Here is a 24,033-nt window from a genome sequence, read left to right as displayed (position 1 = left end):
CTGCCAGGTCACGACGGCAGCCTCGGTCCAACCGACCCAGAGGAGACACGATGACCGGGAACGACGCCCCGACGGACCAGTGGACGACCGCGGCGAGCGACACCAGCGCAGCCCGCACCCACGGGCCGGTGTGGACCGGCCGCCGGTGGGCGAGACCGGCCGCGGCCGCCGCGGGGCTGGTCGTGATCAGCGGTCTCGGCGGGTTCGCCGTCGGACACGCGACCTCCGGCGGCGACGACCTCACCCCGACCTCGTTCCAGGAGGGCGGTGCGCCCGGTGGCGCGGGGCCCGGTGCCCGACCCGGCTCGGGTACGGGCGGGCAGCAGTCCGAGGGGCATGGTCCGCCGACCGGGGCTCAGGGAGGCGGCGACGAGCCGCAGTCCGGCGAAGGGACGACCGGGGACTCGACGACCTGATCGGGCGATCCCTCGTGATCGGACACTGGCGCTTCATGTGACCGACGAGTAACTTGCCTGAGACATCAGTCACTCGAGCAAGGGGCAGCCATGAGGTCGTGGGGCACGAGGATCGCGGGACTCACCGCGGCGCTGGCGAGCGTCGCCCTGCTGGGAGCCGGGCTGCCGGCCACGGCGACAGCGGCACCGACGGCGTCGGCCTCGGCGGTCCGGGCCGCCTCACCGCTGGACGACCCGTTCTACGACTACACCGGGACGACACCGCTGAGCCGGCTGGCCCCTGGCACGCCGTTGAAGACCCGCACCGTGCCGTACTCGGTCCAGGGGATCCCGACGCCGCTCCCGGCACTGCAGGTCCTCTACCGGACACGTGACGCCCAGGGGCGTGCAGTCGCCAACGTGACGACCGTGGTCAAGCCGCTGGTCCCCGCGCCGGGCGCGAAGGTCGTGTCGTACCAGTCCTTCTACGACTCGCTGAACCCCGAGGACGAGCCGTCCTCGGCGATCGCCGGTGGCGTCGGGCTGGGCAAGGCCATCGCGAACGCGGAGACACTCTTCATCGCGCCGTTCCTGCTCGCCGGCTACACGGTCAACATCCCCGACACCGAGGGGCAGACGGCCGACTTCGCCGTCGGCCCGGAGTACGGCTACACCACCCTGGACTCGCTGCGCGCGATCGCGAAGGTGCCTGCGTCGGGCACCGGCGCGACCAGCAAGGTCGGTCTGATCGGCTACTCCGGCGGCGCCATCGGCTCCGGGTGGGCGTCCTCGCTGGCGCCGTCGTACGCCCCGGACGTCGCGAAGCGCATCGTCGGCACCGCGATGGGCGGTGTGCTGGTCAAGCCGAGCACGAACCTGCACTACGTCGAGGGCACCCCGATCTGGTCCGGCGTGCTGCCGATGGCCCTGATCGGCATCGCCCGGGCGTACGGCGCCGACCTCACGCCGTACGCCTCCGAGCGCGGGAAGCAGATCCTCGCCGAGCTGGACAAGGCCTCCATCGCCGACGCGCTGGCCCACTACCCGGGGCTGAGGTGGAAGGACATCGCGAAGCCGGAGTACCCGACACCGGAGTCGGTGCCGGTCTACGTGCGGCTGGCCAACAAGCTCATCATGGGCTCCGGCGGTGCCACGCCGTCCTCCCCGATGTTCATCGGCCAGGGCACCCGCGGTGAGCTGGAGGGCACCCCGACCAGCGCGACCTCGGGCGAGGGCGACGGCGTGATGGTCGCGGGCGACGTCCGCTCGCTGGCGCGGCAGTGGTGCGGTGCGGGCACGAAGATCAGCTACCGCGAGTACCCCGCCTCCCACACCACGAGCGTCCCGCTGTTCGCGCCGGAGGCGTACGCCTGGCTGCTCGCGCGCTTCGGCAGCACGCCCGCGCCGAGCAACTGCTCGAGCATCGAGCCTGGCAACTCGCTGGCGCCGATCAGCGTGCAGCGCTGAGACGTTCCGGCGAGCCGATGAGCGGGGCTGTGGTCCAGTAGCCCCATGAGCGAGAGCAGCCCGGACCACCGGCAGGACGAGGATGTGATGGTCGCGGGCTACGCCCAGCTGCCCCAGAGCACCGGCGCCGGGGTGATGTGGCGGCACCTGACGATCATCGTCCGGGTGGACCCGACGACCCACCGCGTGGTCGACGCCTCGACCACGCTGGCGACCCGGATCGCCGACGAGTTCGTGCACCAGCTGTTGATCGGCCGCGACCTCACCGCGGACCAGGCGGACCTGATCGGCGCGCTGGAGCAGCGCTACTTCGGCAACGGGCGCAAGGCGATCATCGGAGCGTGCCGCGACCTGACCGAGCGCTACCTCGAGGTCGTCGACAGTCGGCAGCGGTGAGTCGCCGCGCGGCCGGACCCGGCGCCGCCCTTGACAACCCGGAGCTCCAGCCAGTGTGATGGGCATCACCCACCGGTCGGCCGACGGCTCCGGTGGCTCCAACGCCTCTCCCGTGTGCTCGCCCCGCCGGCGGTCGCCCTCGTGAGTCCGGGTGATGGGTCCAGGACCTGGCACGAGCGCCAGGCCAGGTAGGTGACCACGCCGATGCCGTCCTCCTCGCTGTCCGCGTTCACGTCCTCGCGGCTCACGCTGCGCAACCGCCTCGCCTTCATCGCGACGGTCAACAACCTGGGTCGCAACTCCCAGGTCACGCCTGAGCTCATCGCCTTCTACGCCGCCCGCGCCCGCGGCGGAGCAGGCCTGATCGTCACCGAGGGGCTGTCCGCACACCCCTCCTCCATCCCGAACGGGACCGTCCCGCTCGCCTACGACGCCGACCTGGTCCCGGGATTCACCGAGTTGGCAGCTGCCTGTCACCGGCATGGGGCGCGGATCCTCGGCCAGCTCTGGCACGTGGGACGTCAGGCACTGTGGAACCCGACCATGCGTCCTTGGGCCCCCTCGGGCGGTCGCGACCCGTACAGCGGAGTCACGGCACGGACCATGGACGAGTCCGACATCGAGGACGTGATCGCCGGGTTCGTCGCGTCGGCCGACAACCTCCGCAGGGCCGGCTTCGACGGCGTCGAGCTGCACGGAGCACACGGCTACCTGATCACCCAGTTCCTCTCGCCGTGGAGCAACCACCGCACCGACCGGTGGGGAGGCGACACGACCGGCCGGTCCACCTTCCTCGTCGAGCTCGTACGCGGCATCCGTGACAGGTGCGGTGAGAGCTTCGCCGTCGGCGTCAAGCTCACCGCGCACGAGTACGTCGACGGCGGCATCGACCTCCAGGAGACCCAGCGCATCGTGCGTGCCGTCGAGGCGGCCGGCGCCGCTCCCGACTACTGGGCGGTGAGCCAGGCGAACTTCAGCCCGAGCCTGGAGTACCACGTACCGGACCTGAGCTTCCCCGACGTGCCGTTCGCGGAGCTCAGTCGCGGGGTGCGCGAGGCCACCTCCGGCACACCGGTCATGGCCGTCGCCAAGGTTCCGGACGTCGCCACCGCCGACCGGCTGATCGACGACGGCACCGCCGACCTCGTCGGCATGGCGCGCGCGTGGCTGGCCGAGCCCGACCTGGTGCGCAAGGTCGAGAGCGGCGAGGAGCCCCGCCCGTGCACCTACTGCAACGTCTGCTGGGACTTCATCCACACGGGCCGGCCGATCGCCTGCATCTACTCCCCCACCACGGGACGCGAGCTCGCCACTGACGCCGAACGACCGGTCACTCCCGAGGGGCGCCGGACGCTGCGCGTCGTCGGTGCGGGACCGGCCGGGCTGGAAGCCGCACGGACGGCGGCGGCAGACGGCCACGAGGTGCACCTCTACGAGCGCGGCCAGCACAGCGGAGGGCGACTGCGGAGCGACGCCGCCGTCCACGGACGCGAGCCGATGGCCCGAGCCGCCGACTGGCTCGATCGAGCCGTGACGTCCGCGGGTGTGACCGTGCACCTCGGCACCGCCGTCGACGGTGACGTGGTCCGGGAGTGGGGGCCCGACGACGCGGTCGTGGTGGCCACCGGCTCCGACCCCGAGCCGCCGAGCGTCGAGGGGGCCGCCGTGCTGCCGATCGAGACCGCTGCCGTACGGCCCGAGGAGCTGGAGGGCACCGTCGTGGTCGTCGACGCCGTCGAGGAGGAGCCCGTCTACGCCTTCGCCTGCGAGGTCGCCTCGCGCGGTCACCGGGTCCTGCTCCTGACCCCTCGCGAGGCCCCGGCGCGCCGGGTGGCGTACGTCAGCCGCATCGGCGTCCTGCGCCGTCTCGACGAGGCCGGTGTCGAGGTGCACACCCTCACCGAGCCGGTCGCCGTGGTGGGCGGTCGCCTGCGTACCCGCCACGTCTACAGCGCGGCCGAGCGCGACCTCGGCGAGGTCGGCTCGATCGTCGCGGCCGGTCCGTACCGTCCCGGTCCGCTGCCGGACGCCCTGCGCGAGGACCCACGCGTGCGCGGCGTGGTCGGTGACGCCTCCTCGCCCCGCGGCTACGTCGCGATCAGCCACGAGGCGCACGACACCGTGCGCGGACTGGTCGGGGTCGAGCAGAGCGAGGCGCGGGCATGAGCACGACCGAGCGGCCCACGTCGCCGGACCAGATCCCGGCCGCGGAGCTCCGCCGGGCCGTCTACGCCACCTCGATCGGCAACACGCTGGAGTGGTTCGACTTCGCGGTCTACGGCTACATGGCGGTCGTCCTGGGAGACCTGTTCTTCCCCTCCGACAACCCCACCGCCTCCTTGCTCCTCTCCCTCGCCGCCTTCGCCGCGTCGTTCCTCGTCCGGCCGCTGGGCGGGGCGTTCTTCGGACCGCTCGGAGACAAGCTCGGACGACGAGGGGTCCTGTGCGTCATCGTCGTGTCGATGTCCGCGGCGACCTTCTGCATCGGGCTGCTGCCGACGTACGCCACCATCGGCGTCGCCGCGCCGGTCCTGCTCGTCGCCCTGCGGCTCATCGGCGGCTTCACCGCCGGCGGCGAGGTCACCGGCGCGACCACGATGATCGCGGAGTACGCACCCGTCGCCCGGCGGGGCTTCGTGACCAGCTGGATCCAGATGTCGGCCACGCTGGGCTTCTTCCTCGGGCTGGCCGCGCCCACCGTCCTCAGCCTCTTCCTCACCGACGACCAGGTGAGCAGCTGGGGTTGGCGACTGCCGTTCCTCGTCGCGGGTCCGCTCGGCGTGATCGGGCTCTACATCCGGCTCCGGCTGCGCGAGACCCCGGACTTCGAGTCACTGCGCGAGGAGGGCGAGGTGGCGAAGAACCCGCTCACCGAGACGCTCGTCCGCGGGTGGCGCGAGGTGGTGCTCGCCGGTGGCCTCGGCATCCTGGTCCACCTCGGCTACTTCATGTCGCTGGTGTACATGCCCACCTACCTGACCAACAGCCTGGACTTCTCCGCCTCGACCGCGTTCCTGGCCACCACGACAGTCGTGCTGTTCGACACCGCCGTGATCCCGTTCGCGGGACGGCTCTCGGACCGGGTCGGCCGCAAACCGGTGATGCTCGCCGGTGCGGCCGGGTTCATCGTGCTCACGCTGCCGATCTTCCTGCTCGTACGACAGGGAGGCGCGGCGACCTTCGTCGCCCTTGCCGTCCTCGGCGCCCTCCACGGCACCTACCTCGGCGGCGTCGCCGCCGCCTTCCCCGAGGTCTTCGCGACCAGGGTCCGGTTCGGCGGGTTCTCGATCGGGCACAACGTCTCGGCCGCGATCTTCGGCGGCGGGACGCCGCTGCTGGCGGCGTACCTGGGCGACCGCCTGGGCACGACGTTGATGCCGGCCTACCTGATCACGGTCGGAGGCCTGCTGTGCCTCGTCGCCGTCACGCGCTACCAGGAGATGGCGGGCCGGCCACTGCCCACGACCCGACCCTCGTCCTCGCGCCGCGCCGCGACGGCCGTGCGGACCGAGCACATCGTGGGGTGACCGGGTACGTACGCGACTAGACCACCAGGGGCCTGGGAGGACGCGCGGTCTCGACCGCGGCAACGACTCCGCCCGGTTGCCGACCGGTCGGGCAGCTGAGAAATGCCCGTGATGCCCGATTTGGGGGATTCTGGCTTAGGGTGCTGCCACGCGCCCGCACCGCGGGGCCAGCACCTTGTCGGCACGGAGCGAATCGGGGACCCCCTCATGGCGTCATCAGCTGTCACACCGCTCGCCGTCGCGCCGGCCGCTCGACCGGGCCGAACGCACTCGGGAAGCATCAAGACCGGTTCGGTCCTGATCGCGCTGGGGCTGCTGATCGGCGTCGCGGACCTCGCCTCCGCCCCGGTGGACCTGGGCCACCAGGTCGTGCTCGTCTCGCCCGCGGGAGCGCCTGGCGGTCGCTGAGCCGACCACTCAGAACGGGTACGTCGCCGGTTCACCCCGCACCGTGATCCAGCGGGTCTCGGTGAACGCCTCGACGTTCGCCGCGGCACCACCGAAGCGCGATCCGGTGCCCGAGCTCTTCACGCCGCCGAAGGGCGCGACGGCCTCGTCGTTCACCGTCTGGTCGTTGACGTGCACGATTCCCGTGGGGATCTGCTCGGCAACGGCCAGACCACGCATCGCATCGCGCGTCACGATGCCGAGCGAGAGGCCGTAGTCGCTCTCGCCGGCCATCCGCACCGCGTCGTCCACCGAGTCCACGCGCGTGACCGGAGCAACCGGACCGAACACCTCCTCGGCGAAGGCGGGGGCACTCAGCGGAGCATCGGCCAGCACCGTGGGGCGGTAGAAGAGGCCGTCGTAGGTCCCGCCGGTCGCGACCCGCGCCCCCTGCGTGACGCTGTCGGTCACCAAGCCGTGGATCTTGTCGCGCTGACCGGCATCGATGACAGGGCCGAGCGCGACCTCGCTTCCCCCGGCCGGATCGCCGACCGGCATCGCCGCGGCCTTCTCGGCCAGCGCGGAGACGAAGTCCTCGTAGAGCCCGTCGGCCACGAGATGGCGGCCGGTGGTCATGCAGATCTGCCCCTGGTGGAAGAACGAGCCCCAGGCGGCGAGACCGACCGCCGCCTCGACGTCGGCGTCGTCGAGGACCAGCAGCGCCGAGTTGCCGCCGAGCTCGAGGTGGGCGCGCTTGAGGTGCTTGCCGGCCAGCTCACCGATCCTGCGCCCGACCGCGGTCGAGCCGGTGAAGGAGACGACCCGCACGTGCTCGTCGGTGACCAGGGCCTCGCCGACGTCGGCACCTCCCGGCAGCATCGAGAGCACTCCCGCGGGCAGGCCGGCCTCCTCGAAGATCCGGGCCATCAGCACGCCACCGGTGACCGCGGTGCGCGGGTCGGGCTTGAGCAGCACCGCGTTGCCCAGGGCCAGCGCGGGCGCGACCGAGCGGATGCCCAGGATGATCGGGACGTTGAACGGCGAGATCACGCTGACCACACCGGCCGGCACGCGCCTGGCCATCGACAGCCGGGGCTGCTCGCTGGGCAGGACCTCCCCGACGGGACGGCCGGTCAGCGCGGCGGCCTCGTAGCACTCCTGGGCCGCCACGTGCAGCGAGAAGCCGGCCATGCCCGGCACCGCGCCGACCTCGCGCACGTTCCAGCCGGTGATCTCCTCGGCGTGCTCGGCCCACAGGTCGCCGGCCCTTCGGAGCACCGCCGCGCGCTCGGTGTACGACGCGGCGGCCCACTCCCGCTGAGCCCGCGCCGCGCCCGCCGACGCCGCTGCGACATCGCCGCGGTCCGCCACGCCGTACCGGCCCAGCTCGGCGCCCGTGGCCGGTTCGACGACCGCGGCGTCGCCCCCACCGCCGGCGCGCCACGTACCGTTCGCGAGGATCTGTCCCTGCCAGTCGGGCGAGTCGAGCAACGTCACGAAAGCGCACCCTTCATCGATGATGTGTGGTTCCCGTCACTCTCGCACCCGCGCTGGGCGCCGGCCCCTCTGAGCATTCCGATCAGCAGAAGCGGGCCTCAGCGCCAGCCGAGCTCCGGAGCGACGTAGCGGACCAGGCTGTCCAGCACGTGCGCGCAGTAGTCGACGCCGAGCTGGTTGGGGATGGTCAGCAGCAGGGTGTCCGCGGCCGCGATCGCCTCGTCCTCGGCGAGGTCCTTGACCAGCTGGTCGGGCTCACCGGCGTACGTCTTGCCGAAGCGCGCCATCCCACCGTCGATCATCCCGACCTGGTCGGTGTCGCCGCCCGACTGGCCGAAGTACGCGCGGTCGGTCGCGCTGACGATCGGGAAGATGCTGCGGCTGACCGAGACGCGCGGCTCGAAGCCGTGGCCCTGGTCGGCCCAGCGCTTGCGGTAGCGCTCGATCTGCTCGGCCTGGAGCTGGTGAAACGGGACCCCCGTGTCCTCGGTGAGCAGGGTCGAGCTCATCAGGTTCATACCCTTCTCGGCCGTCCACTCCGCGGTGCTGCGCGACCCGGCGCCCCACCAGATCCGCTGTCGCAGACCCTCGGAGTACGGCTCGAGCCGCAGCAGCCCGGGCGGGTTCGGGAACATCGGTCGCGGATTCGGCTGCGCGAACCCCTTGCCCTCGATGACGTCGAGGAACACGTCGGTGTGCCGCCGCGCCATGTCGGCGTGGTCCTCGCCCTCCGCGGGCCGGTAGCCGAAGTAGGAGTAGCCGTCGATCACCTGCTCCGGTGATCCCCGGCTGATGCCGAGCTGCAGCCGGCCGTCGGCGATCAGGTCCGCCGACCCGGCGTCCTCCGCCATGTAGAGCGGGTTCTCGTAGCGCATGTCGATCACGCCGGTCCCGATCTCGATGCGGTTGGTCCTCGCACCCACTGCCGCCAGCAGCGGGAACGGGGACGCGAGCTGCCGTGCGAAGTGGTGCACGCGGTAGTACGCCCCGTCGACGCCGACCTCCTCGGCCGCCACCGCCAGGTCGATGGACTGGTGCAGCACGTCGCTGGCCGTCCGCGTCGCCGAGTGCGGCGTGTCGCTCCAGTGACCGAAGGACAAGAACCCGATCTTCTTCATGGTGGTTGAACTCTCAACTTCCTGCTGATGTTCCCCGCTAGCTTCTTCGGTGATTCTGCGCGAAGCTCACGCGTCGTGGCGTCGTACGAGCGGTGGGTCCGGTCTCGCCGTACTCCCGACGACGACGCAGAACTGGAGGTGGTCGACGGTCTCGCAGCGCGGCTGCTGATCGAGATCGACCGTACGTCGGACGTGATCGCCACGCTCCATGTGCACAACGCCTCGAGCCGAGTCATCCAGGACCACTTCGCCAGCCTCCTGCGAGACGACATCGGCTTCGGCGAGGAGATCGTGCTGACTCCGCAGGAGGGGCTGGTGACTCGAGCACGACCAGACTTCTTCTTCCCGGTCGCCGAGGGACGCGGGATCATCGCCGAGGTCGAACGAGGCGGCACCACGACGAACAATCACGATCTGAAGGACCTGTGGAAAGCCCACGTCGCGCCCGACGCCCAACATCTCTTCCTGATCGTGCCGAACAACAACTGGAAGCCCGACGGGCAGCCGCGAGAGAAGCCGTTTCCTCTCGTCGCCCGCCGACTTGGCGCCTTCTTCGGCGATCCGCGACGCGAGATCGACGTGCTCAGCGTCCACGTGTTCGGCTACTGAGCCGACCCCCGGGTGAGACGCTCGTGTCCGGCGGCTCCCATCACCACGGCAGAACGACCACAGGGCCGGCCACCTCATCGGTGACCGGCCCTCGTCGATCCTCAGCTGCAGCCGGAGGTGCTGCCGCAGCCCTCGCACACGTAGCACGAGCCGGCGGGGCGCATCTTGGTGCCGCAGGTCATGCACAGCGGGGAGTCCACGGCGGTGCCGGTGAGCTTCTCCATCAGCTCCGCGGAGGTGTGGGCCTCGCGCGGGGCGGGCTTGGCGGACTCCGCGATCACCTCGTCGGCCAGGTCCTCGGTGGCGAGGAGCTCGGCCTCGACCTCGGCGGGGGTCTCGACAGGCTCGACCACCTCTCGAGCCTCCACCACCGGGGCGGAGATCAGCTGGTCGCTGGTGCCGGTGTCACCCATCGGCGGCTCGTACGAGCCGGTCTCGAGGTGGCGCTGGCGCTCCTCGGCGGAGTGGATGCCGAGCATCGAGCGCTCGTCGAAGGGCATGTAGTCCAGCGCCAGCCGGCGGAAGACGTAGTCCATCAGCGACTGCGCCATCCGGACGTCCGGGTCGTCGGTGAGGCCGGCCGGCTCGAAGCGCAGGTTGGTGAACTTCGAGACGTACGTCTCCAGCGGGACGCCGTACTGCAGGCCGACCGAGACCGCGATCGAGAAGGCGTCCATCACCCCGGCCAGGGTCGAGCCCTGCTTGCCGAGCTTGAGGAAGACCTCGCCGAGGCGGCCGTCGTCGTACGCACCGGAGGTCATGTAGCCCTCGGCACCGCCCACGGTGAAGCTCGTCGTGCGGGCGCTGCGCGACTTCGGCAGGCGGGCACGGGTCGGCTTGTAGACGACCTTCTCGACGACCTCGGTCTCGACCGGCGCGGCCTCCGTCTTGTCCTCGTCGGCGGCCTTCTTCTTGCCGTCGGACAGCGGCTGGCCGACCTTGCAGTTGTCGCGGTAGACGGCGGTCGCCTTGAGCCCGAGCTTCCAGGACTCCATGTAGACGTCGGCGATCTCCTCGACCGTCGCGCTCTCCGGCAGGTTCACCGTCTTGGAGATGGCGCCGGACAGGAACGGCTGCGCCGCCGCCATCATCCGCACGTGGCCCATCGGCTTCAGCGAGCGGGCGCCCATCGCGGTGTCGAAGACCTCGTAGTGCTCGGTCCTCAGGCCGGGCGCGTCGATGACGTGGCCGTTCTCGGCGATGTAGTCGACGATCGCCTCGACCTGCTCGGGCTGGTAGCCGAGCTTGGTCAGCGCGCGGGGGATGGTCTGGTTGACGATCTGCATCGAACCGCCACCGACCAGCTTCTTGAACTTGACCAGGCTGAAGTCGGGCTCGATGCCGGTGGTGTCGCAGTCCATCATGAAGCCGATGGTCCCGGTCGGCGCCAGCACGGAGGCCTGCGCGTTGCGGTAGCCGTTGACCTCGCCCAGCTTGACCGTGTCGTCCCAGGCCTGCGTGGCCAGCTTGAGCACGCGGGCGTCCTCGACGTGCAGCGTGCGCACCTCGTCGTTGGCGGCCTGGTGCTTGCGCATGACGCGCTTGTGGGCGTCGGCGTTGCGGGCGTAGCCGGCGTACGGGCCGACGACACCGGCGAGCTCGGCGCTGCGCTTGTACGAGGTGCCCGTCATCAGCGAGGTGATCGCTGCGGCCATCGAGCGGCCGCCGTCGGAGTCGTACCCCAGACCCATCGCCATCAGCAGCGCGCCGAGGTTGGCGTAGCCGATGCCGAGCTGGCGGTAGTCGCGCGTGGTGTCGCCGATCGGGGCGGTCGGGAAGTCCGCGAAGCAGATGGAGATGTCCATCGCCGTGATGATCACCTCGACGGCCTTCGCGAAGGTCTCGGCGTCGAAGGTGTCGTCGTCCTTGAGGAACTTCAGCAGGTTCAGCGAGGCGAGGTTGCAGGACGAGTTGTCCAGCGACATGTACTCCGAGCACGGGTTGGACGCGGTGATCCGGCCCGTCTCCGGGTTGGTGTGCCAGTCGTTGATGGTGTCGTCGTACTGCAGGCCCGGGTCGGCGCAGGCCCACGCCGCCTCGGAGATCTTGCGGAACAGCTCGCGGGCGTCGACGGTCTCGATCACCTCGTGGGTGCCGCGGGCGCGCAGCCCGAAGTCGGTCCCCTCCTCGACCGCACGCATGAACTCGTCGGTGACCCGGACGGAGTTGTTGGCGTTCTGGTACTGCACCGAGGTGATGTCGGCGCCGCCGAGGTCCATGTCGAAGCCCGCGTCGCGCAGGGCGCGGATCTTGTCCTCCTCCTTGGCCTTGGTCTCGACGAACTCGACGATGTCGGGGTGGTCGACGTCGAGGACGACCATCTTGGCCGCGCGACGGGTGGCGCCACCGGACTTGATGGTGCCCGCCGAGGCGTCGGCGCCGCGCATGAAGGACACCGGGCCCGACGCGGTGCCGCCCGAGGAGAGCAGCTCCTTCGAGGAACGGATGCGGGAGAGGTTCAGGCCGGCGCCGGAGCCGCCCTTGAAGATGAAGCCTTCCTCCTTGTACCAGTTCAGGATCGAGTCCATCGAGTCGTCGACCGAGAGGATGAAGCAGGCGGAGACCTGCTGCGGGCTCTTGGTGCCGACGTTGAACCAGACCGGGGAGTTGAAGGAGAAGTACTGGTTCACCAGGAGCCAGGTCAGCTCGTGCTCGAAGATCTCGGCCTGCTCGGGGCCGGAGAAGTAGCCGTGCTCCTCGCCGGCGTCGACGTAGGTCGACACCACGCGGTCGATGAGCTGCTTGAGGCTCCACTCGCGGGCCTCCGTGCCGACCGCGCCGCGGAAGTACTTCGTGGTGACGATGGTGGAGGCGTTGAGCGACCAGGTCGAGGGGAACTCGACGCCACGCTGCTCGAAGACGGCCTCGCCGGTCTTCCAGTTGGTCTGGACGACGTCGCGGCGCTCCCAGTCGAGCTCGTCGTAGGGGTGGACGCCCTCGGTGGAGAACACCCGCTCCATGCGGACGCCCTCGCCGGCCGTCTTCTTGTCCATCATCTCGGTCATCTCACTGCTCCCCTGGTGGTGTGCTGCTTGCTTCTCGTCGTGTGGTGCCCGGCGCACGTCGCTTCCCCACAACGTGCGCCGGGCGGTCTGTGGTCAGACCCCGGTGAGGGTCTGCGGTGGTGGCGCGTGCGGCTCGCGCAGCTCGGCGATCGCGGACTCGAAGTCGTCGGCGGACTCGAAGGCGCGGTAGACGCTGGCGAACCGGAGCCAGGCGACCTCGTCCAGCTCGCGCAGCGGGGTGAGGATCGCCAGGCCGATCTCGTGGGCCGGCACTTCTGCCCATCCGTCGGCACGCAGCGCGTTCTCCACGGTCTGGCCCAGGCGCGCCAGGTCGTCATCGGAGACCGGGCGACCCTTGCACGCCTTGCGGACTCCCGAGATCGCCTTGTCGCGGGTGAACGGCTCGGTCGCGCCGCTGCGCTTGAGGACCATGAGCTGCATCTGCTCGACGGTGGTGAACCGTCGCTCGCAGGACGGGCACGTGCGGCGCCGTCGGATCGCGCCGCCGTCCTCGGCCACGCGGCTGTCGAGGACCCGGGTGTCGGTGCTGGGGCAGAACGGGCAGTGCATCGGGCGGGTCCTCCTCTCGGTGTCCATGCATCCAGCACAACACCGACCACCGACAGTGCCGTCCCGCTCACCGACCCTGTGGATCACGAGGGCCGATCTGTGGACTTCGGTGGCACCATCTGTGGTCAACCGCCGCTCCCCTGTGAACCAAGATGTGGAGAACTACAGCGGTGTAAGTACTAGATGTAGTGGAACCGTACGCCCGCCCGTCCACGCCGCGCAACAACTCCGGCGAACTTCTCGTGGCCGATGGCGAACGCGCAGGTCAGCGGCTCAGGAGCGCGGCGTGTCAGAAGCAGTGCGGCGTGTCGGCGGACGGCGCTGCTGCCGCACACAGCTTTCCTCCTGCGTCACAATGGCCCCGTGAGCGGTCGGGTCGACGGACGGGCATCGGGGCGTGGGGTGCTGCTCGCCCTGGTCGCCGGCATCACCGTCACCATCGTCGCCTGGGGCATCCTCGTCCTGGCCGCGATCGACTTCGGCCGCGACGCCCGCGCCGGCACCGGCGAGAGCTGGGTGCTGATGGCCGGCGCCACGCTCGGCGCCGTCGCCTGCCTGTTCCTCGCGATCATCTTCGCGGCCAAGCTGCAGGCCCGGGTGAAGTCGACCGGACCACGTACGGCCGTCGAGCCAGAGACAGCGTCCCCCGAGCCATCGTCCCCGCCGCTCGACGCCGACGACACCGCGACGACCGAGGTCGATGACGAGGGCTTGCCGCTGCCGCAGCCGGCTCCGTACGCGAGCCGCCACAGCAACACCGTCGTCGACGACGACCACGCCGACACCGAGGACTCCCCCGCCGCCGCGTACCGCGGCAAGCGCGCCAAGCGCTGAGGTTGTCCACAGATCCGTCGCCGGGGGTGCCCCCGACCGCTCCGAATGGGTAACTTCTGACCATCTCGGGCCGGAAGGAAACCCTGATGCGTGGACGAGTCCTCGGTGCTGCCGCGCTGGCAGCAGCCCTCGCGATCGGTACGACCGCCTGCGGCGGCGGGAACCCCAAGCCTGCTCCGGCGTCTGATTCGTCGCCGTCGAACGACGCAAGCGGTGACACTGGTCAAGCAGAAGCGGTCCGGACCGCTCGCCTCTGGATCGACGCTCTAAACGCATCTTCCGAGAGCCTCGACGCTAGTTCGCTGCGCAAGTTGTCGACCAGGACGTGTGAAGCGTGCGGATCGATTGCCGACTACATCACCCAGATTGGGAGCCAGGGCGGAAAGATCACTGGCGGCGAGTGGCTTGACCCGAAGTTCACGGTGCGTAGAGCGTCCAACGATTTCGTCGTCCGTGCGGACATCTTGGTCAAGCCGCAGCAGATAAGGGAGTCGCGATCTTCCGCAGCGAAGCAGTTCCCCGGTGGAGCAGACACTCCGAAGCAGTTCACGGTCACGCGATCGGGCGGGAAATGGCTCGTCTCAAAGCTTGAGCAAGAAGACACGCTGTGATTCACAACGCGATGGCCGCAGCCGTCTTACTGCCAGGTCTGATGATCTCGCCAGCTCCGGCAGACGACACCAGAGGCTGCGGCGACGGATTCTGCGTGCATGCGGCGGAGACGCGTGTGACACCGCCATCCGCACGTTCTGCACCCGCTCGATCAAGCACTACAGCCGAAGCAGGCGTGACTGGGAATGCGACCTATCGGCCGCCACCTCCGGCACTCCTGGCAGCCATTGCCGCGTGCCAGGTGGGTTTCGACGACGATTGCCAAGCGGCGCCTGGCCCAGCGCCACCGGCGGCACAGCCGGCTGCCCGGCCACAGCTCACCCAGGGCATGATCACCGCCGCGTTCCGAAAGATCCCCGTCCCCAAGGAGCGCTCCATCGTGCAGCCGGCGAACAAGACGCTGGTCAACTTCGACACGATCTTCTACACCCGCTCCCAGGGCTTCCAGCGCACCGTGGTCCTCCTCGGACAGACGATCACCCTCGACATCTCTCCGGTCAGCTACACCTGGTCACCGGGCGACGGGAGCAGCTTCACGACCTCCTCGCCCGGCGGGCCGTACCCGGACAAGACGGTGATCCACCGCTACCGCAAGGCCCACGTCACCGTCCGGCACCACGTCACCGTCAGCTGGGGGGCACGGTTCCGCGTCAACGGCGGTGCCTGGGCACCCGTATCGGGGACCGTCCAGTCCGTCGGTCCGAGCACCGCCCTCCGCATCGCCGAAGCCGTCCCGGTCCTGACCGGAGTCGCCGACCAGCGCTGAGACCGGGAAAGCGTCAGGGGCGGGACCGACGGTCCCGCCCCTGATCTTCCCCATGCCGGCACCCTTGGGTCGAGGAAGGGTGCCGGATGCTCGTGCCCGCGTCAGCGACGCGGGACCGCCAGGCGCTGTCCGACCTCGAGCGACGCGCTGTCGAGGGCGTTGAGGTCCTCGATCCGCTGCACCATGTCGCGGACGTGGCCGGGCTCGGACACCTCGCCGGCGATGGCGTACAGCGTGTCGCCGGGCTGGACCTGCACGACCCGGACGGAGTCAGCGGGGCCGGCGTCGCGCGTGGCGACGGCCAGGCTGCCGAGGACGACCATGGCGACCAGCGCGAGGCCGAGGAAGGTGGCCAGCAGCAGGGCCTTGCCGCGACGGGTGAGTCGCAGCGGAGTGCTGGCGGAGAACGCGGGAGTCATGGTGATCGTGCTCATCGGAAGACCTCCGGGGGAAGGAGCGGTGCGCTGGGCCGGAACTACGTGCTCGACGTTCATGAGGTCAGTCCTACGGCGCCCCTCCGACAGTTTCGGAGGCGAGCCGCTCGACCACACGTTCGATCGAACACAGGTGCGACGTTAGAGCACGTGTTCGACGATGCGCAAGAGGTTCCGACGAACTGGTGTTCGATCGGCCGTCCGAGCGAGGTCTACGGGCGCTGGTGACGCCGGACGGCGCGTGTCCCCTGACGCCGCATCAGCGGCTCGAGGCGCATCAGGACCGACGGTGCGAGGTCGGTTGCACGCATCATGACGCCGCGCCAGGCCGGCAGCGTGCGTACGACCCTGCGGGTGCCGATCAGCGCGACCGCGGCGTCGGCGACCTCGTCGGTCGTCAGCAGGCGGCCACCGGACGAGACCAGCGCACGCCCCTGGCCGTCGGCCGCCATGCCTGCGACCAGCGGCGTGTCGACCCCGTCCGGGCACAGGGCGTGCACGTGCAGCGATCTTGGTGTCTCGGTGTCCAGCGAGGTCGTGAGCGAGACGACCGCGGCCTTCGTTGCGGCGTACACCGAGAGACCCGGCACCGGCCCGAGCGCCGACAGCGAGGCGATGTTGATCAGGTCGCCACCGCCGGACCCGAACGCCTCGACGGCGACCCGTGAGCCCCAGGCGACCCCGAGCAGGTTGACCTCCACCAGTGCGCGCACGTGACCCTCGTCGATCGAGGCGAGCGTGCCGTCGTGCCCGAGCCCGGCGTTGTTCACCCACACGCCGAGCGGGGCGTGCGCGGTCGCGGCCGCGAGCACGCGGCGGTGGTCCTCGGGGTCTCGTACGTCGTGCCCGACGCCCGCTGCGGCCCCGAGCTCCTGCGCGGTGCGCCGCGCCGCCGCCTCGTCGATGTCGCTGACCACGACGGCGTACCCGCGCGCGACCAGCCGGGTCGCGATCGCGCGGCCGATGCCGCCCGCACCGCCCGTCACGACGGCGGATCGCGGGCTGCTGGCGGAGGGCGTAAGGGTCGTCATCCCCCGATCCAACCGGTGCCGGGCGCCCAGCGCCACCGGTCAATCGCTGCCGACACGCCGTTCGAACAAATGTTTGGAGACTGTCCGTGGCGCGGTCTAGGTTCCTCCCAACGGCTCGCACACCACGCCGGGCCCCCGCACACCACAGAAGGAGCAGCGTCATGGCGACACGCAAGGGCGGTGCGTCGACGACGGGCGCGGCGAAGCGGCCCGGCAACGGCAAGGTGCGCGAGCTGCCCGACTCGCCTCCGGACAGCAGCGGGCTGACGGCGCGCCAGCAGAAGGTGCTGGGCTTCCTCAAGGAGAGCATCGAGAAGCGCGGCTACCCACCGAGCATCCGCGAGATCGGGGAGAAGGTCGGGCTCGCCTCCTCGTCCTCGGTCGCCTACCAGCTGCGCGAGCTGGAGTCGAAGGGCTTCATCCGCCGTGACCCGAACCGACCCCGCGCTCTCGAGGTGTTCATCCCCGAGCTGATGGCCGCCCGTCGGGCGCTGTCCGGAGCCGACGACGACGGCGTCGACACCACCGGCGTGGGTGACGCGGTGCCTGCGGCCACCAACGTGCCGCTGCTCGGCCGGATCGCGGCCGGCGGTCCGATCCTCGCCGAGGAGCAGGTCCAGGAGATCTTCCCGCTGCCCAAGAGCCTGGTCGGCGAGGGTGAGCTGTTCCTCCTCGAGGTCTCCGGCGACTCGATGGTCGACGCCGCCATCTGCAACGGCGACTACGTCGTCGTACGCAGGACGCAGACCGCCGACAACGGCCAGATCGTGGCCGCGCTGCTCGACGGTGAGGCCACGGTCAAGACCCTGCAGCGGACCAACGGCGCCACCTGGCTGATGCCGCACAACGCCGCGTACGACCCGATCGACGGCACGTACGCCAGCATCCTCGGTGTCGTCACGACGGTGCTGCGCAAGGTCTGACCCGGTTCTCCACAGACGCCGGCCCGACGGCTTCTCATCCCGTCCGTGGTGCGGCACAGTGCGGAGCACCAGGTCGCCGATCCGCCCTCCGGCGACCGCCACGACGGTGCTGGTCTCGGGAGGGACAGATGGCGGCTGGAGCGATCGAGCTCGACGAGGATGCGGCCGCGGTCGCTCGCGGTCAGGCCGGAGTAGGGCGCGCAGAGGCGAGTCTCTCCTCCGGGCACCAGCGCTCGCAGCGTGCACTCGACCGCTGCGCACAGTCCTGGAGCGGACCCCGGAGCGACGTGTTCGCCGCCGCCGCTCGGGGCACCGCCGCAGCCCTCGCCGGCACCGGGCAGGCGTGCGGCACCGCCGCGTCCTTGCTGGGTGACCTCGCTGTCGCGGTGCGTCGCACCGAGGACGAGCTCGCGGCGCTGGGTGCCCAGCACCGTGCGCTGCCCGCCCACCTGATGACCCCGGGCATCGACCTGACCGGTCCCGCAGGCGATGCACAGCGCCGGGCCGACGTCCTGAGCGGGCAGGCGCACGAGGCCACGAGTGAGCTGAAGCGGGTCGAGCGGCGCATCGCCGGAGAGATGAACGCTCTCACCGACCGCCTGGTCCCCCGCCTCGCCGGGCTGCCCAGCTGTGCGCTCGTCCGCAAGATCCACCCCGGCACGGGTGGTGGCGGTGGTCTCGCCGGCGCGCTCAGCACTCTCACCGCCGCCCTGCTCGTCGGTCCCGACGGCGCGTTGACGCCGGTCCCCGACCCCACCGCCAGTCCCGGTGCCGTGCACCGCTGGTGGACGGGGCTCACCACGGCCCAGCGTGACGCGCTCGTTCGGGCCGACCCCCGGCACTGGGGCAACCTCGACGGCATCCCGGTCCTGGATCGGGACCTCGCGAACCGGATCGTGCTGCCTCAGGAGATCCGTGACCTCCGCGCGGAGCTGCAGCAACGCTTCCCCGAGGGAGAGCCTGGCCGGTACCGCACGACCTACCTCGGCTACGGCACGGGCGAGGTGCGGACGGAGAACCCCGCCTGGACGGCCTGGGACGACCTGAACCAACGACTGGCCGGCGCCGCGTCGATCGACCAGCGGCTGCACCACGGCTACCTGCTGATCGGCTTCCAGCCGTACGCGGGAAGCGGTCGCGCGATCGTCTCGCAGGGTGATCCCGACACCGCTGCCCACACCAGCATCTTCGTCCCGGGGACGACCGCTCGTCTGGGCTCGATCGACGGCGACATCGAGCGCTCCGATGTCATGGGCGGCAGCGCGAGCCGATCGGGCGCCGGGTCGGGCACCTTCGCGCACGTCACCTGGCTGGGTTACGACGCGCCGCCCACCGTCCTGGGCGACGCACCGCATCTCGGGTGGGCGGAGAAGGGGGCGCCACTCCTGGACGGATTCGCCTCCGGTCTCCGGGCCACCCACGCTGCAGGCGGTCGCTCGCACGTCACCGTCGTCGGTCACAGCTACGCCGCCACCGTGATCGGGCAGGCCGCCTCGCACGGCCACCGGCTCGAGGTCGACGACGTCCTCATGGTCGCGGCCGCCGGAGCGGGCGTCGGCCACGGCTGGCTCGGCGACGACGGCACGACCGTCGACGACCTGCACCTCAGCGGGCCCTCGCGTGGCCACGTCTACGCCACCCGGTCTCGCTCCGACCCGATCCGGTGGGCGAACGACACCCACCTCGGCGTCGACCCCACCCGAGCGACCTTCGGGGCCACCGTGTTCGGGGCGAGCCCAGGCACCACTCACGACGGCTACTGGAAGGACGACACCGCCGCCTTGCGGTCGATGGGGCTGGTCATCGCCGGGCGGGGCCCGGACGTCCCGCCGCCGACCGACGATCAGCGGCTCGGTGACCCGGCCGACGTGACCTTCGCACCGGGGTCGTGACCGGATGACGATGATCGGCCGACGCGTGGCCTGTGCCCTGGTGGTCGTGCTCGGCCTCTCGAGCTGCACTCTGCACCCGGAGGAGAGGGTCGTCCCTCCCGAGAGCGACGTCAGCCTGGCGACAGCGCAACGACGCCTGGACACGATGCTGCACACGGTCGCCGAGGAGACCTTCGGCCCAGGAGCCCGTCTGCAACCGCAGTCCGGCGCGGTGGAGTACCCGTCGGTCCGCGTGTGTGCCGACTACTCGGACGCTCCGCCGGGCAGCCCGTACAGCGCCAACTACTCCTACCGCGTCGGCGGGATCGCCCTCGTCGACCGTGCACAGGCCGAGGAGTACGCGCAACGCGTCGCGAACGCCCTGACCGAGCGCGGGTGGACCGAGCGGGACGGCTACCCGTCGGGGGACCGGAGCTTCGGACACCAGAACTACGGGATCCTGTTCCAGACCTCTCCTGACGGTGTCATGTACCTCGTAGGCAGCACGCCGTGCGTGAAGAAGAACGGCGACTGACCACTCAGCCCGCCGCCAGCCGCCCCAGCGCCTGGCGGACGACGGCCGGATCGGTGGTCGTCCACATCGGCGGCAGGCTGGCGCGCAGGTAGGCGCCGTACCTCGCGGTGACCAGCCGGGGGTCGAGGACCGCGACGACGCCGCGGTCGGACGTCGTACGGATCAGGCGTCCGGCACCCTGGGCGAGGAGGAGCGCGGCGTGGTTGGCCGCCACCGTCATGAACCCGTTGCCGCCGGCCTGCTCCACGGCCCGCTGCCGGGCCGACATCAGCGGGTCGTCCGGGCGCGGGAACGGGATCCGGTCGATGAGCACCAGCTGGCAGGTGTCCCCGGGGACGTCGAGCCCCTGCCACAGCGAGAGCGTGCCGAACAGGCAGGTGTGCGGGTCCTCGACGAACAGCGCCGACAGCTCGGCCAGCTGCGCCTCCCCCTGGGCCAGGGTGGTGAGATGCGGCAGCCGCTCGCGTACCCCTTCCGCGGCGGCCTCCGCAGCCCGGCGGGAGGAGAACAGGCCCAGGGTCCGGCCGTCCGCGGCGTCGACCAGCTCCGCGATCTCGTCGAGCTGCGCGGCGCCGAGCCCGTCCCGGCCGGGAGGCGGGAGGTGCTTGGCGACGTAGAGGATCCCCTGCTTGGCGTAGTCGAAGGGCGATCCCACGTCGAGGCCGCGCCACGGCAAGTGGCTGGCGTCCCGCTCGATGGGCGCGTCGTCGGAGGACCGCTCGTCGACCCGCAGCCCCACCGAGGAGGCCACCGAGTCGAAGTCGCCCCCGAGCTTGAGGGTCGCCGAGGTCATCACGACCGTCTTGTCGTACAGGAGCTTGTCGCGCATCGGCCCCCAGACCTGCAGCGGCGCGACGCAGAGGTGGTTGCCGCCGCGGTTGCGGTCGCGCTCGGCGACCCAGAGCACGTCGGCGTCGGCACCGGCCGCCATCCGCTCCGCGGTCGCGAACAGCTCCTGCGCCCAGCCCTTCGCCTGAGCGGCGCCGGCGTCCTCGCCGGTGTCCCGCGGCATCGCGGACGCGAGCGCCCGCGCGGCGTCGCGGACCAGGACCAGAGCATCGCCGAGCTGCGGGGGCAGCCGGTCGACCCTGCCGGGAGGCGTCTCGTCGATCGCCTCGCGCAGCACCTCACCGGCGTCGGCCAGGTCCTCGGCCTCGTCCCCCTCGACGTGTCGCCCCGCGCGCCGCGACGCCCGCTCGATCTCCGGCACCGAGAGCTCGTCGGTCGCCGCCTGGGTGACCCGGGCGACGAGCTCGTGGGCCTCGTCGACGACCACCGCGTCGTACTCCGGGATCATCGGGATGCCCTCGACGGCGTCGATCGCCAGCAGCGAGTGGTTGGTGACGACCAGCTGGGCAGCGTACGCGCGCTCCTTCGCCGCCTCGGCGAAGCACTCCGTGCCGAACGGGCACTTCGAGGCCCCCAGGCACTCCCGGTGGCTGACCGAGACCTGGCGCCACGCCCGGTCCCCGTGCCGCGGCGCATGGTCGCGCTCGCCGGTCCCGTCCCCGGTCGCCTCCTCCTCGACCCACTCCCGCAGGGCCAGCACCTCGGCGCCGAGCGAGCCCGACGGCAGCTGCTCGGCCCCGAGCAGCGCACCCTGGTCGTCGGGCACCCCCTCGCGGACCCGGTGCAGGCAGGCGTAGTTGGAGCGTCCCTTGAGCACGGCGTACGACGGCCGCTCCCCCAGGGTCTGCTCGGTGGCGTCGAGCAGCGCGGGGATGTCGCGCTCGACCAGCTGGTGCTGCAACGCCAGCGTCGCGGTCGCGACGACCACGCGGTCCTTGCTGAGCAGGGCGGGAACGAGGTAGCCCAGCGACTTCCCGGTCCCGGTCCCCGCCTGGACGAGGAGGTGCTCCCGGGTGCTCAGCGCCTGCTCGACCGCCGCGGCCATCGCCACCTGACCCGGCCGTTCCTGGCCACCGAGGCCGGCCACGGCGGCGGCGAGCACCTCGGTGACGGAGACGGTCTTCGCAGGCACCCGAGCACCCTACGGGCGCCGCGGACCCCGGCGCGGACCTGGCTCACTCGCCTGTGGATCCGCCCGCCAGCTCGGTGACGACGTCGAGGTGACCCAGGTGGCGGGCGTACTCCTGGACCAGGTGCAGGACGACCCGCTCCAGCGTCGGCGGGTCGGCTCCGTCCCAGCGCGGGCCGGGCCGGCCGACGGTGTCCAGCGCCTGCCCGCGGACGATCTCCCGCGTCCGGGCGCCCTGGCGCTCCAGCTCCTCGAGCACGTCGACGAGCGTCCGCTCGGCCGGGACGTACCACCGCTCGTCGCGGTGGTCGGCCCACGGATCCGCGACGTCCTCGCCCAGGAAGCCCCAGACCAGCCAGCGCCGCTCGACGTTCGTCAGGTGCACCGCGAGCTCGACCGGCGTCCACCCCGACGGCACTCCCGACCTGCGCACAACGTCCTCGCCGAGCGAGACCAGCCGGTCAGCGATGCTCGCCCGGAAGTAGTCCAGGTAGCCGACGAGGACGTCGTTGCGGGACGACGCTCCCGCGGTCGCCTCGACGAAGACCTTCGCCCTCCCGGTGCCCACGGGTCAGGCAGGCGCAGGGACGGCGTACTCGGCGAGAGCCCCGGCGAGGTCCTCGTTCACGCGTGCCTCGACGAGGCTCCCCTCGGCCGTGTGCTCCACCGAGAGCACCTCGCCGCGCTCGTGGATCTGGTTCAGCAGGTCGCCCCGCGAGTACGGCAGCAGTGCGTGCACCTCGACCGCCGGGTGCGGCAGGTCGGCCTCGACCGCCGCGAGCGCCTCGGCGATCCCGGCACCGGTGTGGGCCGAGACGGCGAGCGCGTGCGGCTCGGCGGCGAGGACCCGCGCGACCACCAGCGGGTCGGCGACGTCGGTCTTGTTGACCACGACCAGCTCGGGGACGTCCTGCGCGCCGATCTCGGCGAAGACCTCGCGCACCGACGCCAGCTGTCCCTCGGGGTCGGGGTGCGAGCCGTCGACGACGTGCACGACCAGGTCGGAGTCGGCGACCTCCTCCAGCGTGGAGCGGAACGCCTCCACCAGCTGGTGCGGCAGGTGGCGGACGAACCCGACGGTGTCGGTCATCGTGTAGACCCGGCCGTCGGCGGACGTCGTACGACGCGTCGTCGGGTCGAGCGTGGCGAACAGCGCGTCCTCGACCAGCACCCCGGCATCGGTCATCCGGTTGAGCAGCGAGGACTTGCCGGCGTTGGTGTAGCCGGCGATGGCGACGCTGGGGACGGCGTGCCGGCGACGCTCGGAGCGCTGGGTCGACCGCGTCGACTCGAGGTGCTTGAGGTCGCGACGCAGCTTGGCGATCTTGGTGTTGATCCGGCGGCGGTCGTTCTCGATCTTGGTCTCACCCGGACCACGCGAGCCGATCCCGGCGCCACCGGCCACCCGACCACCGGCCTGGCGCGACAGGTTGCCACCCCAGCCGCGCAGCCGCTGCTTCATGTAGTTCAGCTGGGCCAGCTCGACCTGCGCCTTGCCCTCCTTGGTCTTCGCGTGCTGCGCGAAGATGTCGAGGATCAGCGCGGTCCGGTCGACCACCTTCACCTTGATCTTGTCCTCGAGGTTGCGCAGCTGCCCCGGTGCGAGCTCCCCGTCGCAGATGACGGTGTCCGCGCCGGTGGCGGTGACGATCTCGCGCAGGCCCTCGACCTTGCCGCGGCCGACGTACGTCGCGGGGTCGGGCTTGTCGCGCCGCTGGTACAGCGCGTCGAGCACCTCCGAGCCGGCCGTCTCGGCGAGCAGGGCCAGCTCGGCCATCGAGTTCTCGGCGTCCTCCGCCGTGCCCTCGGTCCACACCCCGACGAGGACGACGCGCTCGAGGCGGAGCTGGCGGTACTCGACCTCGGTGATGTCCTCGAGCTCGGTACGCAGCCCCGCCGCGCGGCGCAGCTCGTGGCGCTCGGCCAGGTCGAGCTCGCCGGTGGTGAGGTCGGCGCCGCCGTCGGCGTACCCGGACTCCATGCCGCCGTCCGGATCGAGGTCCCAGCTGGAGGTCTGGTCCAGCGCGGAATCGAGGGAGAAGGGCTCAGGTGCGTTCGTCATGTGGCTCCCAGCCTAT

General features: G+C 71.1%; 22 protein-coding genes. 13 read left to right on the top strand and 9 right to left on the bottom strand.

Annotated elements, in window-relative coordinates; genetic code table 11:
* Window positions 1-50 precede the first annotated feature (50 nt).
* The 6 genes from IEX42_RS16005 (at window position 51) to IEX42_RS15980 (ending at window position 6,193) form a co-directional block, all read left to right on the top strand.
* Window positions 51-416, top strand: a complete 366-nt coding sequence (locus IEX42_RS16005) for a hypothetical protein (protein WP_188780674.1) — start codon at window positions 51-53, stop codon at window positions 414-416.
* A gap of 90 nt (window positions 417-506) precedes the next feature.
* Window positions 507-1,862 carry a lipase family protein gene (locus IEX42_RS16000; protein WP_188780673.1) on the top strand — a complete coding sequence of 452 codons (1,356 nt, stop codon included), beginning with the start codon at window positions 507-509 and terminating at the stop codon, window positions 1,860-1,862.
* Window positions 1,863-1,907: 45 nt separating this feature from the next.
* On the top strand, window positions 1,908-2,258 hold the full coding sequence (locus IEX42_RS15995; protein ID WP_188780672.1) for a DUF3870 domain-containing protein: 351 nt from the start codon (window positions 1,908-1,910) through the stop codon (window positions 2,256-2,258).
* A gap of 192 nt (window positions 2,259-2,450) precedes the next feature.
* A complete protein-coding gene (locus tag IEX42_RS15990; protein ID WP_188780671.1) occupies window positions 2,451-4,424 on the top strand; it encodes an oxidoreductase in 1,974 nt (657 codons plus the stop codon).
* Window positions 4,421-5,785, top strand: coding sequence for an MFS transporter (locus IEX42_RS15985; RefSeq protein WP_188780670.1), 1,365 nt, complete (start codon window positions 4,421-4,423; stop codon window positions 5,783-5,785). Before IEX42_RS15990 ends, IEX42_RS15985 begins: the two co-directional genes overlap by 4 nt.
* 207 nt (window positions 5,786-5,992) lie before the next feature.
* Window positions 5,993-6,193, top strand: a complete 201-nt coding sequence (locus IEX42_RS15980; RefSeq protein ID WP_188780669.1) for a hypothetical protein — start codon at window positions 5,993-5,995, stop codon at window positions 6,191-6,193.
* Window positions 6,194-6,202: 9 nt separating this feature from the next.
* On the opposite strand, the gene IEX42_RS15975 is transcribed toward IEX42_RS15980, so the two are convergent.
* Window positions 6,203-7,669: a benzaldehyde dehydrogenase gene (locus IEX42_RS15975; protein WP_188780668.1), complete on the bottom strand. Its 1,467-nt coding sequence runs from the start codon at window positions 7,667-7,669 to the stop codon at window positions 6,203-6,205.
* 98 nt (window positions 7,670-7,767) lie between these two features.
* On the bottom strand, window positions 7,768-8,787 hold the full coding sequence (locus IEX42_RS15970) for an LLM class flavin-dependent oxidoreductase (protein ID WP_188780667.1): 1,020 nt from the start codon (window positions 8,785-8,787) through the stop codon (window positions 7,768-7,770).
* Window positions 8,788-8,862: 75 nt separating this feature from the next.
* On the opposite strand from IEX42_RS15970, the gene IEX42_RS15965 reads away from it, so the two are divergent.
* Window positions 8,863-9,396: a hypothetical protein gene (locus IEX42_RS15965; RefSeq protein WP_188780666.1), complete on the top strand. Its 534-nt coding sequence runs from the start codon at window positions 8,863-8,865 to the stop codon at window positions 9,394-9,396.
* 101 nt (window positions 9,397-9,497) lie between these two features.
* Here IEX42_RS15965 and IEX42_RS15960 read toward each other — a convergent pair whose 3' ends face one another.
* Window positions 9,498-12,401: a vitamin B12-dependent ribonucleotide reductase gene (locus IEX42_RS15960; protein WP_188780665.1), complete on the bottom strand. Its 2,904-nt coding sequence runs from the start codon at window positions 12,399-12,401 to the stop codon at window positions 9,498-9,500.
* Between the two features lie 93 nt (window positions 12,402-12,494).
* Window positions 12,495-12,971, bottom strand: coding sequence for a transcriptional regulator NrdR (gene nrdR, locus IEX42_RS15955; RefSeq protein WP_188781192.1), 477 nt, complete (start codon window positions 12,969-12,971; stop codon window positions 12,495-12,497).
* 363 nt (window positions 12,972-13,334) lie between these two features.
* On the opposite strand from nrdR, the gene IEX42_RS15950 reads away from it, so the two are divergent.
* The 3 genes from IEX42_RS15950 to IEX42_RS15940 all read left to right on the top strand — a co-directional run bounded on the left by IEX42_RS15950 (window position 13,335) and on the right by IEX42_RS15940 (window position 15,183).
* A complete protein-coding gene (locus IEX42_RS15950; protein ID WP_188780664.1) occupies window positions 13,335-13,805 on the top strand; it encodes a hypothetical protein in 471 nt (156 codons plus the stop codon).
* Window positions 13,806-13,891: 86 nt separating this feature from the next.
* Window positions 13,892-14,416: a hypothetical protein gene (locus IEX42_RS15945; RefSeq protein ID WP_188780663.1), complete on the top strand. Its 525-nt coding sequence runs from the start codon at window positions 13,892-13,894 to the stop codon at window positions 14,414-14,416.
* A gap of 329 nt (window positions 14,417-14,745) precedes the next feature.
* Window positions 14,746-15,183 carry a hypothetical protein gene (locus IEX42_RS15940; protein WP_188780662.1) on the top strand — a complete coding sequence of 146 codons (438 nt, stop codon included), beginning with the start codon at window positions 14,746-14,748 and terminating at the stop codon, window positions 15,181-15,183.
* Window positions 15,184-15,284: 101 nt separating this feature from the next.
* Here the strand turns inward: IEX42_RS15940 and IEX42_RS15935 are convergent, their stop codons facing one another.
* Complete coding sequence (locus tag IEX42_RS15935) at window positions 15,285-15,617, bottom strand: LysM peptidoglycan-binding domain-containing protein (RefSeq protein ID WP_188780661.1); 333 nt, start codon at window positions 15,615-15,617, stop codon at window positions 15,285-15,287.
* Window positions 15,618-15,829: 212 nt separating this feature from the next.
* Window positions 15,830-16,648: an SDR family NAD(P)-dependent oxidoreductase gene (locus IEX42_RS15930; RefSeq protein ID WP_229660916.1), complete on the bottom strand. Its 819-nt coding sequence runs from the start codon at window positions 16,646-16,648 to the stop codon at window positions 15,830-15,832.
* 161 nt (window positions 16,649-16,809) lie between these two features.
* Here IEX42_RS15930 and lexA point away from each other — a divergent pair, with 161 nt between their 5' ends.
* From lexA to IEX42_RS15915, 3 genes are all read left to right on the top strand, one after another.
* Entirely contained in the window at window positions 16,810-17,571 is a 762-nt protein-coding gene (lexA, locus tag IEX42_RS15925) for a transcriptional repressor LexA (RefSeq protein ID WP_188780660.1), read from the top strand.
* A 287-nt stretch (window positions 17,572-17,858) separates the two neighbouring features.
* Window positions 17,859-19,463 carry an alpha/beta hydrolase gene (locus IEX42_RS15920; RefSeq protein ID WP_188780659.1) on the top strand — a complete coding sequence of 535 codons (1,605 nt, stop codon included), beginning with the start codon at window positions 17,859-17,861 and terminating at the stop codon, window positions 19,461-19,463.
* A 10-nt stretch (window positions 19,464-19,473) separates the two neighbouring features.
* Window positions 19,474-19,977: a hypothetical protein gene (locus IEX42_RS15915; protein WP_188780658.1), complete on the top strand. Its 504-nt coding sequence runs from the start codon at window positions 19,474-19,476 to the stop codon at window positions 19,975-19,977.
* Window positions 19,978-19,981: 4 nt separating this feature from the next.
* On the opposite strand, the gene IEX42_RS15910 is transcribed toward IEX42_RS15915, so the two are convergent.
* The 3 genes from IEX42_RS15910 to hflX all read right to left on the bottom strand — a co-directional run bounded on the left by IEX42_RS15910 (window position 19,982) and on the right by hflX (window position 24,017).
* Window positions 19,982-21,871, bottom strand: coding sequence for an ATP-dependent DNA helicase (locus IEX42_RS15910; RefSeq protein WP_188781190.1), 1,890 nt, complete (start codon window positions 21,869-21,871; stop codon window positions 19,982-19,984).
* Between the two features lie 130 nt (window positions 21,872-22,001).
* Complete coding sequence (locus tag IEX42_RS15905) at window positions 22,002-22,523, bottom strand: mycothiol transferase (protein WP_188780657.1); 522 nt, start codon at window positions 22,521-22,523, stop codon at window positions 22,002-22,004.
* Between the two features lie 3 nt (window positions 22,524-22,526).
* Window positions 22,527-24,017: a GTPase HflX gene (hflX, locus tag IEX42_RS15900; protein WP_188780656.1), complete on the bottom strand. Its 1,491-nt coding sequence runs from the start codon at window positions 24,015-24,017 to the stop codon at window positions 22,527-22,529.
* Between the last annotated feature and the right edge of the window lie 16 nt (window positions 24,018-24,033).

Source organism: Marmoricola endophyticus (assembly GCF_014644415.1).
Taxonomy (GTDB): domain Bacteria; phylum Actinomycetota; class Actinomycetes; order Propionibacteriales; family Nocardioidaceae; genus Marmoricola; species Marmoricola endophyticus.
This window is presented reverse-complemented; position numbering and strand designations above follow the sequence as displayed.

What these genes read in the sequence shown, in the direction of transcription:
- IEX42_RS15985 (WP_188780670.1), top strand. Translation starts at nt 4,421, where the DNA reads ATGAGCACGACCGAGCGGCCCACGTCGCCGGACCAGATCCCGGCCGCG.
- hflX (WP_188780656.1), bottom strand. Translation starts at nt 24,017, where the DNA reads ATGACGAACGCACCTGAGCCCTTCTCCCTCGATTCCGCGCTGGACCAG.
- IEX42_RS15945 (WP_188780663.1), top strand. Translation starts at nt 13,892, where the DNA reads ATGCGTGGACGAGTCCTCGGTGCTGCCGCGCTGGCAGCAGCCCTCGCG.
- IEX42_RS15995 (WP_188780672.1), top strand. Translation starts at nt 1,908, where the DNA reads ATGAGCGAGAGCAGCCCGGACCACCGGCAGGACGAGGATGTGATGGTC.
- IEX42_RS15910 (WP_188781190.1), bottom strand. Translation starts at nt 21,871, where the DNA reads ATGGCCGCGGCGGTCGAGCAGGCGCTGAGCACCCGGGAGCACCTCCTC.
- IEX42_RS15970 (WP_188780667.1), bottom strand. Translation starts at nt 8,787, where the DNA reads ATGAAGAAGATCGGGTTCTTGTCCTTCGGTCACTGGAGCGACACGCCG.
- nrdR (WP_188781192.1), bottom strand. Translation starts at nt 12,971, where the DNA reads ATGCACTGCCCGTTCTGCCCCAGCACCGACACCCGGGTCCTCGACAGC.
- IEX42_RS16000 (WP_188780673.1), top strand. Translation starts at nt 507, where the DNA reads ATGAGGTCGTGGGGCACGAGGATCGCGGGACTCACCGCGGCGCTGGCG.
- IEX42_RS15915 (WP_188780658.1), top strand. Translation starts at nt 19,474, where the DNA reads ATGATCGGCCGACGCGTGGCCTGTGCCCTGGTGGTCGTGCTCGGCCTC.
- IEX42_RS15930 (WP_229660916.1), bottom strand. Translation starts at nt 16,648, where the DNA reads ATGACGACCCTTACGCCCTCCGCCAGCAGCCCGCGATCCGCCGTCGTG.
- IEX42_RS15935 (WP_188780661.1), bottom strand. Translation starts at nt 15,617, where the DNA reads ATGAGCACGATCACCATGACTCCCGCGTTCTCCGCCAGCACTCCGCTG.
- IEX42_RS16005 (WP_188780674.1), top strand. Translation starts at nt 51, where the DNA reads ATGACCGGGAACGACGCCCCGACGGACCAGTGGACGACCGCGGCGAGC.
- IEX42_RS15940 (WP_188780662.1), top strand. Translation starts at nt 14,746, where the DNA reads ATGATCACCGCCGCGTTCCGAAAGATCCCCGTCCCCAAGGAGCGCTCC.
- lexA (WP_188780660.1), top strand. Translation starts at nt 16,810, where the DNA reads ATGGCGACACGCAAGGGCGGTGCGTCGACGACGGGCGCGGCGAAGCGG.
- IEX42_RS15960 (WP_188780665.1), bottom strand. Translation starts at nt 12,401, where the DNA reads ATGACCGAGATGATGGACAAGAAGACGGCCGGCGAGGGCGTCCGCATG.
- IEX42_RS15980 (WP_188780669.1), top strand. Translation starts at nt 5,993, where the DNA reads ATGGCGTCATCAGCTGTCACACCGCTCGCCGTCGCGCCGGCCGCTCGA.